General features: G+C 62.2%; 14 protein-coding genes and 1 pseudogene. 5 read left to right on the forward strand and 10 right to left on the reverse strand.

Annotated features, from left to right (window positions below; genetic code table 11):
• Window position 1: 1 nt before the first annotated feature.
• A complete protein-coding gene (locus ACZ9IU_RS20975) occupies window positions 2-820 on the forward strand; it encodes an amino acid ABC transporter permease (RefSeq protein WP_038546703.1) in 819 nt (272 codons plus the stop codon).
• Window positions 821-906: 86 nt separating this feature from the next.
• Here ACZ9IU_RS20975 and ppk2 read toward each other — a convergent pair whose 3' ends face one another.
• Complete coding sequence (gene ppk2 / locus ACZ9IU_RS20980) at window positions 907-1,821, reverse strand: polyphosphate kinase 2 (protein WP_038546706.1); 915 nt, start codon at window positions 1,819-1,821, stop codon at window positions 907-909.
• Window positions 1,822-2,143: 322 nt separating this feature from the next.
• On the opposite strand from ppk2, the gene leuC reads away from it, so the two are divergent.
• Window positions 2,144-3,553: a 3-isopropylmalate dehydratase large subunit gene (gene leuC, locus ACZ9IU_RS20985; RefSeq protein ID WP_038546709.1), complete on the forward strand. Its 1,410-nt coding sequence runs from the start codon at window positions 2,144-2,146 to the stop codon at window positions 3,551-3,553.
• 62 nt (window positions 3,554-3,615) lie between these two features.
• On the opposite strand, the gene ACZ9IU_RS20990 is transcribed toward leuC, so the two are convergent.
• Entirely contained in the window at window positions 3,616-4,167 is a 552-nt protein-coding gene (locus ACZ9IU_RS20990; protein WP_038546711.1) for a L,D-transpeptidase family protein, read from the reverse strand.
• A 213-nt stretch (window positions 4,168-4,380) separates the two neighbouring features.
• Between ACZ9IU_RS20990 and ACZ9IU_RS20995 the strand changes: the two genes are divergently transcribed.
• Both ACZ9IU_RS20995 and ACZ9IU_RS21000 read left to right on the forward strand, forming a co-directional pair.
• Window positions 4,381-5,064 (forward strand): response regulator transcription factor, encoded by a 684-nt coding sequence (locus tag ACZ9IU_RS20995; protein WP_007754919.1) that lies wholly within the window; start codon window positions 4,381-4,383, stop codon window positions 5,062-5,064.
• 9 nt (window positions 5,065-5,073) lie between these two features.
• Entirely contained in the window at window positions 5,074-5,529 is a 456-nt protein-coding gene (locus ACZ9IU_RS21000) for a cyclic nucleotide-binding domain-containing protein (protein ID WP_038546717.1), read from the forward strand.
• 174 nt (window positions 5,530-5,703) lie between these two features.
• Here ACZ9IU_RS21000 and ACZ9IU_RS21005 read toward each other — a convergent pair whose 3' ends face one another.
• The 6 genes from ACZ9IU_RS21005 to tesB form a co-directional block, all read right to left on the reverse strand.
• Window positions 5,704-6,507 carry an exodeoxyribonuclease III gene (locus tag ACZ9IU_RS21005; protein WP_038546720.1) on the reverse strand — a complete coding sequence of 268 codons (804 nt, stop codon included), beginning with the start codon at window positions 6,505-6,507 and terminating at the stop codon, window positions 5,704-5,706.
• A gap of 110 nt (window positions 6,508-6,617) precedes the next feature.
• Window positions 6,618-7,274, reverse strand: coding sequence for an outer membrane lipoprotein carrier protein LolA (locus tag ACZ9IU_RS21010; protein ID WP_038546723.1), 657 nt, complete (start codon window positions 7,272-7,274; stop codon window positions 6,618-6,620).
• 75 nt (window positions 7,275-7,349) lie between these two features.
• Window positions 7,350-10,049 carry an FtsK/SpoIIIE family DNA translocase gene (locus ACZ9IU_RS21015; protein ID WP_038546725.1) on the reverse strand — a complete coding sequence of 900 codons (2,700 nt, stop codon included), beginning with the start codon at window positions 10,047-10,049 and terminating at the stop codon, window positions 7,350-7,352.
• 242 nt (window positions 10,050-10,291) lie between these two features.
• Window positions 10,292-11,716, reverse strand: coding sequence for an ammonium transporter (locus tag ACZ9IU_RS21020; RefSeq protein ID WP_038546729.1), 1,425 nt, complete (start codon window positions 11,714-11,716; stop codon window positions 10,292-10,294).
• A 29-nt stretch (window positions 11,717-11,745) separates the two neighbouring features.
• A complete protein-coding gene (locus ACZ9IU_RS21025; protein ID WP_007773854.1) occupies window positions 11,746-12,084 on the reverse strand; it encodes a P-II family nitrogen regulator in 339 nt (112 codons plus the stop codon).
• A gap of 223 nt (window positions 12,085-12,307) precedes the next feature.
• Entirely contained in the window at window positions 12,308-13,192 is an 885-nt protein-coding gene (tesB, locus tag ACZ9IU_RS21030) for an acyl-CoA thioesterase II (protein ID WP_038546732.1), read from the reverse strand.
• Window positions 13,193-13,276: 84 nt separating this feature from the next.
• Between tesB and ACZ9IU_RS21035 the strand changes: the two are divergent.
• Window positions 13,277-14,494, forward strand: a pseudogene (locus ACZ9IU_RS21035) (ubiquinone biosynthesis hydroxylase); the annotation flags it as partial.
• A gap of 209 nt (window positions 14,495-14,703) precedes the next feature.
• Here ACZ9IU_RS21035 and ACZ9IU_RS21040 read toward each other — a convergent pair.
• Window positions 14,704-14,892, reverse strand: coding sequence for a Trm112 family protein (locus ACZ9IU_RS21040; protein ID WP_038546737.1), 189 nt, complete (start codon window positions 14,890-14,892; stop codon window positions 14,704-14,706).
• An 11-nt stretch (window positions 14,893-14,903) separates the two neighbouring features.
• Entirely contained in the window at window positions 14,904-15,581 is a 678-nt protein-coding gene (locus ACZ9IU_RS21045) for an LON peptidase substrate-binding domain-containing protein (RefSeq protein ID WP_038546739.1), read from the reverse strand.
• Window positions 15,582-15,619 lie beyond the last annotated feature (38 nt).

The raw sequence follows: 15,619 nt of genomic DNA on the forward strand, positions 1-15,619 counted from the left end.
CATGGCGCCTTCGCGTCGCAGAACGTCACAGCCACAGGATTTCCCCTGGTGGCTGGTCGCCTTCGCGATACTTTGCCTCGGCCTGGCGGCAGTCATCGCCCTCAACGACCTTTATTCCCAGGTCTTCAATGTCGTCGCCAGGGGCATCGGCATCACGGTCGGCGTGACGCTGGCAGCCTTTCTCCTGGCGACGCTGCTGGGGCTCGGCATCGCGCTTGCAGGGCTTTCCGGCAATGTCGTGCTGAGGCAGGCGGCGCGTTTCTATATCGAGCTCATCCGCGGCATCCCGATCCTCGTCCTGCTCTTCTACATCGCCTTCGTCGGCGCACCGGCTTTCGTGACGTTCTATAACTGGGTAGTGTCGCCGCTGATCGAGCGCGGCTGGAGCCAGGCGCTTCTGGTGCGCGATGTCTCGCTGCTCTGGCGGGCGATCATTGCCCTGACGATCGGTTATGCCGCCTTCATCGCCGAAATCTTTCGCGCCGGATTCCAGGCCGTCGACATCGGCCAGATCGAGGCGGCGAAGGCGCTGGGCCTCAGTCGCTGGCAGCGTTTCCGGCTGATCGTCTTCCCCCAGGCGATGCGGGTGATCCTGCCGCCGCTTTCCAACGACTTCGTCTCGATGGTGAAGGACAGTTCGCTCGTCTCGGTACTCGGCGTCGCCGACATCACCCAGATGGCCAAGGTCTACGCGGCCGGCTCCTTCCGCTTCTTCGAGACCTATTCGATCGTCACCTATATCTACCTGCTGCTGACGATCGGCCTGTCGCTGGCCCTGCGCGGCCTCGAAGCACGTTTGCGGAAAAGGACAGAGCGGTAACGCAAAAGGCGGCCCGAAGGCCGCCTCGCCGTTTCAGGCTCTGCCGAGCGCCCCGCAGCGTCAACGACGGCAGGGCGCAGCGGATATCAGTACACTTCCGGAACGTACATATCCGCCGGCACCGGATGGCGGATGTAGTCGTCGTTCCGGATGCGGCCCGGCAGGTCGATCTGCTCCTTCGGCACGGTCTCGTAAGGCACCTGGGCGAGAAGATGGGAGATCATGTTGAGCCGCGCCTTCTTCTTGTCGACGGCCTGCACCACCCACCACGGCGCTTCCGGAATGTGGGTGCGCTGGAGCATCTCTTCCTTGGCCTTGGTATATTCTTCCCAGTGGACGCGGCTTTCGAGGTCCATCGGCGACAGCTTCCACTGTTTCAGCGGATCGTGGATGCGCATCTTGAAGCGGAATTCCTGCTCCTCATCGGTAATCGAGAACCAGTATTTGACGAGGATGATGCCCGAGCGGACCAGCATGCGTTCGAATTCAGGCACCGAGCGGAAGAACTCTTCCAGCTCGTCCTTGGTGCAGAAGCCCATGACCCGCTCGACGCCGGCGCGGTTGTACCAGGAGCGGTCGAACATCACCATTTCGCCGGCGGTCGGCAGGTGCGGGACGTAGCGCTGGAAATACCACTGGTTCTGTTCGCGCTCGGTCGGCGCCGGCAGCGCGACGACGCGGGCGACACGCGGATTGAGGCGCTGGGTGACGCGCTTGATGGCGCCGCCCTTGCCCGCCGAGTCGCGGCCTTCGAACAGCACGACCATCTTCAGCTTCTTGTACTGCACCCAGTCCTGCAGGCGGACCAGTTCGTGCTGGAGGCGGAACAGTTCGCGGAAATAGATCCGGCGGTCGATCGTCGCCTCGGCGGGCTCGGACATGCCCTCGGCGACCAGCTCGTCGAGCCGGTCCTCTTCCATCTGCATTTCCAGCTCTTCATCGAAGCTGTCGGCGATCTCTTCCTTGATGCGGCTGAGCTGGTCTTGCATGGGTTCGGACATCTTGGCATTCCTCCGTTATGGAAACTGAGATCAACCACGTTTCCGCGAAAGCTTTATGACAGAGATGCGACAGATTTCCCGCAACGCAATTCGATTGCCGATTTCTTCGGAAACTGGTATTCCAGCCGCCATGGGATCGAAATTCGGATGCCTCGCGAACCATATCGTCGTGCTGCAGGACCACAAACGTCTGCCGGCACGGTTTTTCGCGCGGGTATCCGGGGCGCTTTGCGACCGACTTAGCTGACTTTCCTCAGCTTGAGGCAGCCCTGTGCTGCCGGACACCCATTTCCAGTTTCAGTCAGTTATACGGACAGCAGCCATGAGCGCACCCCGCACCCTTTACGACAAGATCTGGGACGACCACGTCGTTTCCGAGGACGAGAACCACACCTGTCTTCTCTACATCGACCGTCACCTCGTTCACGAGGTGACGTCGCCGCAGGCTTTCGAGGGCCTGCGCATCGCCGGCCGCAAGGTCCGCGCACCGGAAAAGACGCTCGCCGTCGTGGACCATAACGTCCCGACCACGGCCGACCGCCACGAAGGCATCAAGAACGAGGAAAGCCGCATCCAGGTGGAAGCGCTTGCCCAGAACGCCCGCGACTTCGGCGTCGAATATTATTCGGAAAAGGACGTCCGCCAGGGCATCGTCCACATCGTCGGCCCCGAACAGGGTTTTACCCTGCCGGGCATGACCATTGTCTGCGGCGACAGCCACACCTCCACCCACGGCGCTTTCGGCGCGCTGGCGCACGGCATCGGTACGTCTGAGGTCGAGCATGTGCTCGCCACCCAGACGCTGGTGCAGAAGAAGGCGAAGAACATGCTGGTGCGCGTCGACGGCCAGTTGCCGCCGGGCGTCACCGCCAAGGACATCATCCTTGCCATCATCGGCGAGATCGGCACCGCCGGCGGCACGGGCCATGTCATCGAGTTCGCCGGTGAGGCGATCCGCGCGCTCTCCATGGAAGGCCGCATGACGGTCTGCAACATGACGATCGAAGGCGGCGCCCGCGCCGGCCTGATCGCGCCGGACGAAAAGACCTTCGAGTATATCAAGGACAAACCGCGCGCCCCGAAGGGCAAGGCCTGGGACATGGCGCTCGGCTACTGGAAGACGCTGCAGACGGACGAAGGCGCGCATTTCGACAAAGTCGTCGTGCTCGACGCCGCCAACCTGCCGCCGATCGTCTCCTGGGGCTCCTCACCGGAAGACGTGATCTCGGTCGAAGGCTCCGTTCCGAACCCGGACGATATCCAGGACGAAACCAAGCGCACCTCGAAATGGCGCGCTCTGGACTATATGGGCCTGAAGCCCGGCACCAAGATCACCGATATCGCCATCGACCGCGTCTTCATCGGCTCCTGCACCAACGGCCGCATCGAAGACCTGCGTGCTGCCGCCAAGGTGGTCGAAGGCCGCGCCGTCGCATCGACCGTGTCCGCCATGGTCGTCCCGGGCTCGGGCATCGTCAAGGAACAGGCGGAAGCAGAAGGTCTCGACAAGATCTTCAAGGATGCCGGTTTCGAATGGCGCGAGCCCGGCTGTTCGATGTGCCTGGCGATGAACGACGACCGCCTGAAGCCGGGCGAGCGCTGCGCTTCCACCTCGAACCGCAATTTCGAGGGCCGCCAGGGTTACAAGGGCCGCACGCATCTCGTCTCGCCGGCGATGGCCGCCGCAGCCGCGGTCGCGGGCCACTTCGTCGACATTCGCGAGTGGAAGTAAACGTCTTTCAATTCTGACTTCGAGATGCCCGGCCTCAGCGCCGGGCATTTTCGTTTCATACCTTAGCCGAACACCCTCACTACCGTACCCTTGCGCATGAAGCGGATCAGCCGTTTCATGTCGGGAAGACTGACGGCGATGCAGCCGGCGGTCGGCTGGTAGCCGGGCTTGATCAGGTGGAGGAAGATCGCCGACCCGCGGTTGCGAGCTCGCGAGGTGACGTTCCAGTCGAGCACGAGGCAGATATCGTAGAGCCCGTCGGCTCGCATCATCTCTTCATGACTAGGCCCGAAGGGTGCCCTCACCGGGCGATTGTACGACGGGTGCTCCGGCTGGTCGCACCACAGCAGGTCTTTATCGATGCGCGCGATCGAAAGCGGCGTCGGGGGCAGCGTCACGCGGTCCCCACGGACATAGCCCTTGAGGAGGCGCATCGGCGCGATCGGCGTTGCACCATCCCCTTCCCGCTTGAAGGGAGAGGTGCCGGATCGCCCGAGCGCCGCCGGCACGGTGATACCGCCGAAGGAGACGATCGCCCGACGCCGGTCGCGCGGCGCGGTCCGAACGGTGACGACGGCAGTCTTTTTGTGATTTCCCCCGCGAAAACGCTGCATTTCTCTCACAAGGTTTTGCTTTGAATATGATTTCGTTTGAATTCATAGCACACTAAAGCGCTGCGCATATTGAATCGAAACATCGTACTTTCCGAAAATCGATTCCGATTTTTGGGTCGATGCTGTAGGGATTTAGATCGAGGAGCCCTAAATGCGCTTCGATTGGCTGCAACAGCAGTCTGGACGCAACGGCGAGACGAAAGGCAAGAACGCATGGCAGCGCGCACGATACTCCTGGTGGACGACGACGATGATCTGCGCGAGACGCTCGTCGAGCAGTTGTCGTTTTACGAAGAGTTCGCAATCCTCCAGGAGGCGAATGCGGCCAAGGCGCTGCAGACCGCCAAGAATGCCCAGATCGACCTGCTGATCATGGATGTCGGCCTGCCGGACATGGACGGCCGCGAGGCGGTGAAACTGCTGCGCAAGAACGGCTTCAAGGCCCCGATCATCATGCTGACCGGCCACGACACCGATTCCGACACCATTCTCGGCCTCGAAGCCGGCGCCAACGACTATGTGACGAAGCCCTTCCGCTTCGCCGTGCTGCTCGCCCGCATCCGTGCCCAGCTTCGCCAGTACGAGCAGAGCGAGGACGCCACCTTCACGGTCGGCCCGTATCTCTTCAAGCCGAGCCAGAAGCTGCTGACCACCGAGGACGGCAAGAAGATCCGCCTGACCGAAAAGGAAGCGGCGATCATCCGCTACCTCTATCGCGCCGGCCAAAAGGTGGTGACCCGGGACGTGCTGCTGGAGGAAGTCTGGGGCTATAATTCCGGCGTCACTACGCATACGCTGGAAACCCATGTCTACCGTCTTCGCCAGAAGATCGAGCGCGATCCGTCGAGCGCCGAAATCCTGGTCACCGAAAACGGCGGCTACAAGATCGTACCGTAAAGAGCCCTGATGTCGCTGACCGAAGATATTCGCCTGCTTTCGCAGGTCCCGCTGTTCCGGGACATGAACGACGACCAGCTGCGCCTCGTCGCCTTCGGTGCCGAGCGGCGGCAGGTGACGACCGGCCAGCAGCTGTTTCGGGAGAAATCCCCGGCGGAATCGGCCTTCATCGTCGCAAGGGGTCGCTTCGAACTGCTGATGGCGGACCGCAGTGGCGAGATGAAGGTGGAAGCGACGGTCGGTCCCGGTACGCTGCTGTCGGAGTTGGCGCTCGTGACCATGGTGGAGCGAAAGTTCACCGCCGTGGCGATCGAGGACTCCGAGGCCCTGAAGATCAGCCGCTCGCTATTCCACCGCCTGCTGGAGGAATATCCCCAGGTCGGCCGGGTGATCGAGAACCGCATCCGCGACAATATCGCCGGCCTCGCCAAGGCGGCAGCAGCGATGCAGGACCGGTTTGCCTGAGGCTCCGAAGAAGCTTTGCCCTCGATCGTCGAGCCTCGTGTCTGGATCCTCGGGTCGAGCCCGAGGATGACGACCTTGATGCTCATCAGGCGGAACTGACAGCACGGCACGCCCTCTGTTTTCGTCATCCTCGGGCTCGACCCGAGGATCCAGATGCAACCTGCGACGTTTGCGTCAGAACTTGAACACCGCCGTCACCGGCACGTGGTCCGAAGGCTGGTTCCAGCCGCGGGCTTCCTTCAGCACGTCGATGCGGTCGAGGAACGGCCCGAGGTCGGGCGAGGACCAGATATGGTCGAGGCGACGGCCCTTGTTCGCCGCTTCCCAGTCCTTGGCACGGTAGCTCCACCACGTATAGATCTTCTCCGGCTCCGGTGTGTGCTGGCGCATCAGGTCGAGCCAGCCGCCCTTGGCGATGATCTCCTTCATGCCCTCGGTCTCGACAGGCGTGTGGCTGACGATCTTCAGGAGTTGCTTGTGTGACCAGACGTCGTGCTCCAGCGGCGCGATGTTGAGATCGCCGACGAGGATCGACGAAATGCCGGGCATGGCATCCGCCTTCAATGCCTTCATCTCCTCGACGAAATCGAGCTTGTGGCCGAATTTCGGGTTGATCGTCCGGTCCGGCTCGTCGCCGCCGGCGGGCACATAGAAATTATGCAGGCGGATCCGCCGCGAGCCGCGCTCGAAGATCGCCGAGATGTGCCGGGCATCGCCGACATTGCAGTAGTTCTGGCGATGGTCTTCGAGGAGCGGCACCTTCGAAGCTATGGCAACGCCGTGATAACCCTTCTGGCCGTGGATGATGATGTGCTGGTAACCGAGGTCCTTCAGCGGCTGCAGCGGGAATTCCGGCTCCTGGCACTTGATTTCCTGCAGGCAGAGAATGTCCGGCTTGTAGCGGACGAGGAACTGCTGGACGATCGGCATGCGCAGCCGCACGGAGTTGATATTCCAGGTCGTGATCGAAAATGTCATGATATCCCTCGGGCTTCGCCCGCGAGCTTTAGGAAATTTTGTGATCCCTGAGAAGCGAAAAGGGCCGCGCAATGAAGCGCAGCCCCTTATTCAGTTCAGGCCTGCCGATGTCAGCCCTTGCGGACGTCCTCATAGGGGATGGTGAAGACCTTTTCGTCCAGGTTCACGCCGTTCTGGACGTTGTAGATCATCACCGACGTATCCTTGTTCTGGGCGTCGGTGATCGTCCATTGGCGCAGGTCGTAGGTCTTGGAATCGAACATCATGGTAATGGTCGAATCGCCGAAGACGGTCTTGTTGCCGAGTACGATGGTGGTCAGATCGGACTCTTCCTTGACGTCGCGGACCATTTGGTTGCCAAGGTCGATACGGCTCGCCAAAAGCAGGCTGAGCGGCGTCTTGGAAAGCGGATAGATATCCCAGGTCTTGAGCTTCATATTGCCGATGACAACGTTCTTGCCGTCGGCAATGACACGGATCGGCGACGGATCCTCGAAGTTGAAGCGCAGCTTGCCGGGTCGCTCGATAAAAAATTTGCCGCCGGTCTGCTCGCCGCGCGGGCCGAACTGCACGAATTCGCCCATCATGGTTTTGACCGACGAGAAGTGGTCGGCGATCTTCTGGGCGGCAGCACTGCCGGCGCTCTGGGCGAAGCCGAGGTTCGGCGCAAAGGCAGCCGCTGCCAGGCCCGCAAGCCCCAGCGAAAACTGCCGGCGGCCGAGCGCGCTGGAATTGATGTTTGAAAGGATGGTCTTTTCGTTCTTCATTCTAGTCTCCTTTCGTTATTCCTCCGCACCAAAGGCGGCGGCTTGATGGCCGCGCCCGTGGCGATCACGAAAGCCTTACCGTTCGAGGATGTCGCCCTCGGTCGGCACCAGGATTTCGCGTTTGCCGGCATGGTTGGCCGGCCCGATCAGCCCTTCCTGCTCCATCCGCTCGATGAGCGAGGCGGCACGGTTGTAGCCGATGCCGAGACGGCGCTGGACATAGGACGTCGACGCCTTGCCGTCCCGCAGCACGATCGCCACCGCTTGATCATAGGGATCGTCCGACTCCGCGAGGTTGGACATGCCGGCCGGGCCGGAACCGTCGCCGTCCTCGTCGTCATCGGCCGTGATCGCATCGAGATATTGGGGGTGCCCTTGAGTTTTCAAGTAGGCGACGATGTCTTCGACCTCCGTATCGGAGACGAACGGCCCGTGGACGCGCTGGATGCGGCCGCCACCGGCCATGTAGAGCATGTCGCCCATGCCGAGCAACTGCTCGGCGCCCTGCTCGCCCAAAATGGTGCGGCTGTCGATCTTCGAGGTGACCTGGAAGGAAATGCGGGTCGGGAAGTTCGCCTTGATCGTTCCGGTGATGACGTCGACCGAAGGGCGCTGCGTCGCCATGATCACATGGATGCCGGCGGCACGCGCCATCTGCGCCAGGCGCTGCACGGCGCCTTCGATATCCTTGCCGGCGACCATCATCAGGTCGGCCATTTCGTCGATGATCACGACGATATAGGGGATTGGCTGGAGATCGAATTCTTCCGTCTCGTACATGGCCTCACCGGTATGGCGGTCGAAACCGGTCTGCACGGTGCGGGTCAGCACCTCGCCCTTCTCCATCGCCTGCTCAACGCGGCTGTTGAAGCCGTCGATGTTGCGCACACCGATCTTCGACATCTTCTTGTAGCGCTCTTCCATCTCGCGGACGGTCCACTTGAGCGCGACGACGGCCTTCTTCGGATCGGTCACGACAGGCGAGAGGAGATGCGGGATGCCGTCATAGACGGAGAGTTCGAGCATTTTCGGGTCGATCATGATCAGGCGGCACTTCTCTGGCGTATAGCGGTAGAGAAGCGACAGGATCATGGTGTTGATGGCGACCGATTTACCCGAACCGGTGGTGCCGGCGACGAGCAGATGCGGCATCTTGGCGAGGTCGGCGACGACGGGCTCGCCGCCGATCGTCTTGCCGAGCGCCATGGCGAGCTTCGCCTTGCTGTTTTCGAAATCCTTGCTGCCGATCATTTCGCGCAGGTAGACCGTCTCGCGGGTGCGGTTCGGCAGTTCGATACCGATCGCATTACGGCCGGGAACGACAGCGACGCGGGCAGCGATCGCGCTCATCGAACGGGCAATATCGTCCGCAAGGCCGATGACGCGCGACGACTTGATGCCCGGTGCAGGCTCGAGTTCGTAAAGCGTGACGACCGGGCCGGGGCGGACATGGATGATCTCGCCCTTGACGCCGAAATCTTCGAGAACGCCTTCGAGCAATCGGGCATTCTGTTCCAACGCGTCGGCGGACAGCGAGGCGTCGCGGGCAACGGCCTTCGGTTCGCTAAGGAGGTGCACGGATGGAAGCTGGAACCCGTCAGGCGCGATGAACGAGCCTTGGGCCTCGCGGGCGACACGAGCGCTCGGTCTCGGCGGCGTGGCCGAGGGCGCGACGCGCTGTTGGACGCGGACGCCATTGACGGTCTGCGGTGCGCGCGAGGCGACGAACGGCGCATCATCGTCCTCGTCGTCGTCGGCCAGGATGCCCGCGGGGCGCGGCGGCATGTCGTCCCGGTCGAACGGCGGGTCGTAATCGTCGTCTTCGTCATGGCTGGAAATCGGCGGAGCGGCCACCACCCGCCGAGGCGAGGTGAGCCGCTCGGCGGGACCATCGAGCGAGGGCTCCATGCGACGGCCCGGGACCACGGATGCCGATCTCGCACGGACCGGCTCGTTCAGCGTCCCGAATTCGTCCTCGTTGAAATCGTAGGGCTGGTCAAATTCCATCCGGCGGCGCGGCTTGATGCCGGCCAGACGGCGTAACCGCGCCTGGGCGATATACCAGTAGTGAGCAAGAGCGCCGAACGCCAGGAAACCGGCAAACCGGTCCTCGTCGTCCTCTTCCTCGATCTCCTCGCGCTTGGAGCGGGTCTTGGCGGCGGCAACAGGCTGATCGTCATCCTCGGCGTCGTCCTCGAAGGCTTCGCCGACCAGGCCCGACGCAAACAGCATCAGCCAGGCGCAGGGGACGGTGAAGATGCAGCCGAGGACGACCGCCACGGTACCGGTCGGATAGGCGCCGACGAACAATGCCGGGAACCGCAGGATCATATCGCCGATGACGCCGCCGATGCCGTTCGGGATCGGCCAGGTGAGCGGTGCGGGAAAGCAGCCCAATGTCGCAGAGGCCAGCAGCGTGCCGCCGCCCCAGGCCGCAAGGCGCGCCGGAACGCGGTCGTATTTACGCCCGGCGATCAAAGCCAGGGCGAAGGCGAGCACCGGCAGCAGGGCGACGAGGCTTGCAAGTCCAAGGAACTGCATCATCAGGTCAGCGAAGGCAGCCCCCGGGAAGCCCAGGAGATTGGTCGGCGCATTGTCGGTCGCATAGGAGAAGCTCGGGTCGGCGACGTTCCAGGTTGCCAGTGCCGCAACCGCCAGCGCCAGCGCGAAGAATATCCCGAAACCGGCGAGCGCCAGCGCCTGGCGCCACACGAACGCGGTGAGCACCAGGCGGGTGGACCGGTTTGCCATAGCCGCTGAACTGCTTCTGCCCATCGTGTCTGCCCGCCGTCCTTGAACGCAACTACAAGCGCGAATCGGCAACCTGAGAGCTGATTCACGCAATTCCAGCGGATAATAGCGCGATGGTGGTTAATGCCCCTTTAACCACAACGGGCCTGGCGAAGGCTGAAAACATGAATAAAAAGCCCGGGTCGAAACCCGGGCCAATGCAGTTTTAACAAAAACCACGATGCAACGTGCTGCGGCAGCGGTCACCCGCCGCCACGAGCCGTAGATCAGGACGCGTGATACGCCGCTTCGCCGTGGGTCGCGAGGTCGAGACCTTCGCGTTCGGCTTCGACGGTGACGCGCAGGCCGACGATCAGGTCGACGACCTTGTAGAGGATCGCCGAACCGATGCCCGACCACAGGAGGGTGGTCAGGACGCCCTTGAACTGTGCCCAGACCTGGGTCGCGGTGCCGGAATAGGAGGCAGCGAAGTCGGCCGTCGAATAGTCGACGATGCCTGCACCGCCGAGTGCCGGGTTGACGAGGATACCGGTGCCGATGGCGCCGAGGATGCCGCCGACGCAATGGACGCCGAAGACATCGAGCGAGTCGTCGTAGTTGAACTTGTTCTTCACCACGTCGACGAAGAAGTAGCAGACCGGCGAAACGATGAGACCGAGAACGATCGAGCCCATCGGGCCGGCAAAACCGGCAGCCGGGGTGACGGCGACGAGACCGGCAACAGCGCCCGAGGCGGCACCTAGCATGGAGGCCTTGCCGCGGGAGAAGGTTTCCACCAGGCACCACGACACGGCAGCGGCAGCCGTCGCAACGAAGGTGTTGATCATCGCGAGCGATGCGTAGGCGTTGGCTTCGAGGTTGGAGCCGGCGTTAAAGCCGAACCAGCCGACCCAGAGGAGCGAAGCGCCGACCATGGTAAGGGTCATGGAGTGCGGAGCCATGATGTCCTTCTTGTAGCCGGTGCGCTTGCCGAGCATGATCGCGCCGACGAGGCCCGCGATACCGGCATTGATGTGCACGACGGTGCCGCCAGCGAAATCGATCGCTCCATAGGAGAAGATCAGGCCGGACGGATCCGTGTAGGCGCTCGGGCCGCCCCAGAACCAGACCATGTGGGCCATCGGGAAATAGATGAACGTAACCCACAGGATGACGAAGAGCATGACGGCCGAGAACTTGATGCGCTCGGCAAAGGCGCCGACGATCAGGGCCGGCGTGATGCAGGCAAACGTCATCTGGAAGCAGACGAAGGTCAGCTCCGGAATGGCGACGCCCTTGGTGAAGGTTTCGGCAAGCGACGACGTGGTGACGCCGGCAAGGAACATCTTGGAGAAGCCGCCGACGAAGCTGTTCAGCGAACCGCCGTTGGTGAAGGCGAGCGAATAGCCGTAGGTGACCCAGATGATCATCACGACGGCCGTGATCATGAAGACCTGCATCAGCACGGACAGCATGTTCTTGGCGCGGACGAGACCACCGTAGAAGAGCGCGAGGCCCGGAATGGTCATCAGCAGGACGAGAATGGTCGAGATGAGCATCCAGGTGTTGTCACCCTTGTCCATCGTCATGGCCGGAGCGGCGGCAGCAGCAGCCGGTGCGGCGGCCGTCTGCGCAAAAGCGACGGCGGGCGCAAGAAGCGCCGCGGCGGCGGCACCCACGCGTCCCAGAGTGGAAATCCTGTTAAATTGCATAGCTAAAAAACTCCCCTGTCAACCGTGCTTCAAAGCGCTTCTGTGTTGGTTTCGCCGGTACGGATGCGCACGGCCTGCTCGATCGAATAGACGAAGATCTTGCCATCGCCGATCTGGCCGGTCTTGGCGGCCGAAGCGATCGCATCCACGGCCTTTTCGACGAGGTCGGAGGGGACTGCGATTTCGATCTTCAGTTTTGGCAGAAAACTTACGGCATATTCGGTACCGCGATAGATTTCGGTATGTCCCTTTTGGCGACCGTAACCTTTGACTTCGGTTACGGTCAGGCCCTGGATACCGACAGCCGTGAGGGCTTCGCGCACCTCATCCAGCTTGAACGGCTTGATAATGGCCATCACGATTTTCATCTGGCTTTCCCATCCTTTGTTTGTCCTCGGCCAAGGCCGACTCTCCTCATCGACGTCAGATCATGACAGCGACTGGCCAGATACATTCAAGGGGCGTGCCAGTTTCGAGACACCGTATAAGTTATTGAAATGTAAAGAACTAAACAGCCGGTCTCAAAAAACGGGCATTTGGATGGCGCAATCACGTCCAAAACTTGTGCAAATTTGAAAAATTGCACAACTATTAATCATTTGCCTTTTTCCGAATCAATCCTTCCTGGGCGACCGAGGCGATCAGTGTGCCAGAACGGGTGTAAATGCTGCCGCGGGTCATTCCGCGGGCGCCGGAGGCGCTGGGACTGTCCTGCGTGTAGAGGAGCCAGTCGTCGAATGTAACGGGCCGATGAAACCACATCGCATGGTCGAGGCTCGCCGCCTGAAGCGTCGGATCGAAGATCGACGTGCCGTGCGGATAGAGCGATGCGTCGAGCAACGTCATGTCGGAAAGATAGGCGAGCACGGCGGCCTGATAGTGACGGTCGGACGGCACCTGCCCGACGGTGCGAACCCAGATGTCCTGCCGCGGTTCGAGCTTGTCCCTGGTGAGATAGTGCACGAGCGAGGTCGGGCGCACTTCGATCGGCCGCTCCCGGCTCCAGTAGCGACGCACATTCTCCGGCGCCTTTTTGAGGAAGAGCTCCTTGAACTCCTTCTCCCCCATCAGATCTTCCGGCTGCGTCACCGAAGGTATGTCGATCTGGTGATCATAACCGTCCTCCTCCACCTGGAACGAAGCAGACATGGCGAAGATCGCCTTACCGTGCTGCACCGCCACCGCCCGCCGAGTGGTGAAGCTTGACCCGTCGCGGATGCGCTCCACCTGATAGAGGATCGGAACGGAAGGATCGCCGGGACGCATGAAATAGGCATGCAGCGAATGCACGAAACGATCGGCCGCGACGGTCCGCTGGGTGGCCATCAGGGCCTGGGCGATCACTTGTCCGCCAAACACCCGCTGCCACCCGACATCGGGACTGGTGCCGCGATAGATGTTCTCCTCGAGCTTTTCGAGGTCGAGCGTCGCGATCAGCTGTTCCATGGCGGAGGGGGAATCGGTCTGGCGCGACATTATGACGAACTCCGGCGATAGGAAGCGGCTGTCGGATGATCTATATCCACCACATGATATTCTCAAGTCTCACGGGAGTTTAGGCAAATGCTGGACATGCTGGTTGTAGGAGGCGGTTATGTGGGTCTCGCCGCCGCTGTCGCGGTCAAGCAGGCAGCGCCGCATCTGCAGGTCGAGGTGATCGAGGCGGCTCCTGCCGGCGTCTGGGAAAAGGACGAGCGAGCCTCCGCCATCATCGCCGCCGCAACCCGCATGCTGGACGTCATCGGCGTCTGGAACGAGATTGCCGTGGACGCTCAGCCGATCAACCGGATGGTTGTCACCGACAGCCGCACGTCCGATCCGGTGCGCCCGGTCTTCCTCACCTTCGACGGCGAAATCGAGGAAGGCAGGCCGTTCGCCCATATGGTGCCGAACGTCGCCATGGTGCGGGCACTGCGCGGCGCCGCCGAACGCCTTGGGATTGCCATCCGCCACGGGCTTTCCGCCACCGGCTTCCAGTCCGGCAGCACCCGTTGCACGGTCTCGCTCTCCGACGGTTCGGCCGTCGAGACCCGTCTCCTGATTGCCTGCGACGGCGTGCGCTCGAAACTGCGCGACATGGCCGGCATCAAGACCGTCACCTGGGATTACGGCCAGTCGGGTATCGTCGCGACGGTTGCTCACGAGCGGCCGCATGAAGGTGTGGCGGAAGAACATTTCCTGCCGTCCGGCCCGTTTGCGATCCTGCCGCTCACCAACAACCGCTCCTCGCTCGTCTGGACGGAGCGCACGACTGAGGCCAACCGACTGGTCGCCTCCGACGACTTGGTGTTCGAAGAGGAGCTGCAGCGCCGCTTCGGCCACAAGCTCGGCGAACTGACGGTGGTCGGCGACAAACGCGCCTTCCCGCTCGGCCTGACGCTTGCCCGCGCTTTCGTGGCGCCGCGCATTGCCCTTGCCGGCGATGCGGCGCACGGCATCCACCCGATTTCCGGCCAGGGCCTCAATCTCGGCTTCAAGGACGTCGCGGCGCTTGCCGAAACGGTGGTCGAAGCCGATCGTCTCGGCCTCGATATCGGTGCGCTCAACGTGCTGGAGCGTTATCAGTCCTGGCGGCGTTTCGACACGTTCCGCATGGGTGTGACGACCGACGTGCTGAACCGGCTGTTCTCCAACGACATCACCCCCATCCGCATCGCCCGCGACTTCGGGTTGGGCATTGTTGAACGAATGCCGAAGCTGAAAAGCTTCTTCATCGACCAGGCGGCGGGAAAGAGCGGCGAAGACGGCCCGAAGCTGCTGGCGGGCGAGGCGATTTAAGCACGCGCCCCCAGCCCCTCATCCCGCTGCCGCGACCTTCTCCCCGCAAACGGGGCGAAGGGGTTATGCCGCGCCGGCCTCCTCAAGGAACGATCTTAAGCGGCTTGTGGCGACGTCGGAAACAGAGCGGGAAGTTCGCCGCGTTCCTCCTTCGCCCCGCAAGCGGGGAGAAGGTGCCGGCAGGCGGATGAGGGGCAACAGCCAGCCTGTTAGTCCTCGATCTTGCGGGCTTCGGAGATCAGCATGATCGGAATACCGTCACGGATCGGGTAGGCGAGCTGCGCCTTCTGGGAGATGAGCTCGTTGGTCTCTCGGTTGAAGGACAGCCGGCTCTTGGAGAGCGGGCAGACGAGCAGGTCGAGCAGTTTGGGATCGACCTTGCTGAGTTTCTCGTCCATGGACTTGGGCCTTACTGGAGCATGGTGTCGGAATCGCCAAAATCCCGCGCCAGCAGGATTTCCGTGATCGCGATCAGCGTTTCAGCGCGGGTCCGCAGGTCCGGCGCTTCGAGGAGAGCCTGTTTCTCCGCAGGTCCGAAGGGCGACATCATCGACAGGGAGTTGACGAGCGTCCGGTTGCCGGCGCGCTCGACGCTTTCCCAATCCGCCTCCAGCTTGTTGGCGTCAAGATAAGCGCGGAAGACGCGCAACAGCTCGGCGCGGTCGACCGTGCTCTCGTCGTCCTCGGTGGAGAGGTCCGTCATCATCGGGGCGATCTTGAAGGTGCGATAGGGATGGCCGTGGCCCACCTCTTCGATGAGCCGGAACCGGCAGATGCCGCTGATCGAGGTGATGTACCGGCCATCGCCGGTTTCGGCAAGCGATGTGATGCGGCCGATGCAGCCGACCGTCGAGAGCGGAGCCCGCGGGCCTTCGACTGCCTCGCCGGATTCAAGCAGCGACGGCTGTACGATACCGATCAGCCGGTTACCTGCAAGCGCCGCATCGAACATGGCAAGATAACGCGGCTCGAAGATGTTGAGCGGCAGCTGTCCGCCCGGCAGAAGCAATGCGCCGGTAAGAGGAAAGACAGGAACCGTCTCCGGCAGATCCTCGCGCTTCAGATATCTCGCATTTCCCACATGCATGGGTCCGACACCTCCCAGACGACCACCGGCTCAGACCA

The organism is Mesorhizobium sp. USDA 4132, from assembly GCF_056279545.1.

Coding starts and splice junctions, on each gene's coding strand:
- ACZ9IU_RS20990 (WP_038546711.1), bottom strand. CDS start 4,167: ATGCAGCGTTTTCGCGGGGGAAATCACAAAAAGACTGCCGTCGTCACC.
- ACZ9IU_RS21025 (WP_007773854.1), bottom strand. CDS start 12,084: ATGAAAATCGTGATGGCCATTATCAAGCCGTTCAAGCTGGATGAGGTG.
- ppk2 (WP_038546706.1), bottom strand. CDS start 1,821: ATGTCCGAACCCATGCAAGACCAGCTCAGCCGCATCAAGGAAGAGATC.
- ACZ9IU_RS21000 (WP_038546717.1), top strand. CDS start 5,074: ATGTCGCTGACCGAAGATATTCGCCTGCTTTCGCAGGTCCCGCTGTTC.
- leuC (WP_038546709.1), top strand. CDS start 2,144: ATGAGCGCACCCCGCACCCTTTACGACAAGATCTGGGACGACCACGTC.
- ACZ9IU_RS21020 (WP_038546729.1), bottom strand. CDS start 11,716: ATGCAATTTAACAGGATTTCCACTCTGGGACGCGTGGGTGCCGCCGCC.
- ACZ9IU_RS21040 (WP_038546737.1), bottom strand. CDS start 14,892: ATGGACGAGAAACTCAGCAAGGTCGATCCCAAACTGCTCGACCTGCTC.
- ACZ9IU_RS21045 (WP_038546739.1), bottom strand. CDS start 15,581: ATGCATGTGGGAAATGCGAGATATCTGAAGCGCGAGGATCTGCCGGAG.
- ACZ9IU_RS21005 (WP_038546720.1), bottom strand. CDS start 6,507: ATGACATTTTCGATCACGACCTGGAATATCAACTCCGTGCGGCTGCGC.
- ACZ9IU_RS20975 (WP_038546703.1), top strand. CDS start 2: ATGGCGCCTTCGCGTCGCAGAACGTCACAGCCACAGGATTTCCCCTGG.
- ACZ9IU_RS21015 (WP_038546725.1), bottom strand. CDS start 10,049: ATGGGCAGAAGCAGTTCAGCGGCTATGGCAAACCGGTCCACCCGCCTG.
- ACZ9IU_RS20995 (WP_007754919.1), top strand. CDS start 4,381: ATGGCAGCGCGCACGATACTCCTGGTGGACGACGACGATGATCTGCGC.
- tesB (WP_038546732.1), bottom strand. CDS start 13,192: ATGTCGCGCCAGACCGATTCCCCCTCCGCCATGGAACAGCTGATCGCG.
- ACZ9IU_RS21010 (WP_038546723.1), bottom strand. CDS start 7,274: ATGAAGAACGAAAAGACCATCCTTTCAAACATCAATTCCAGCGCGCTC.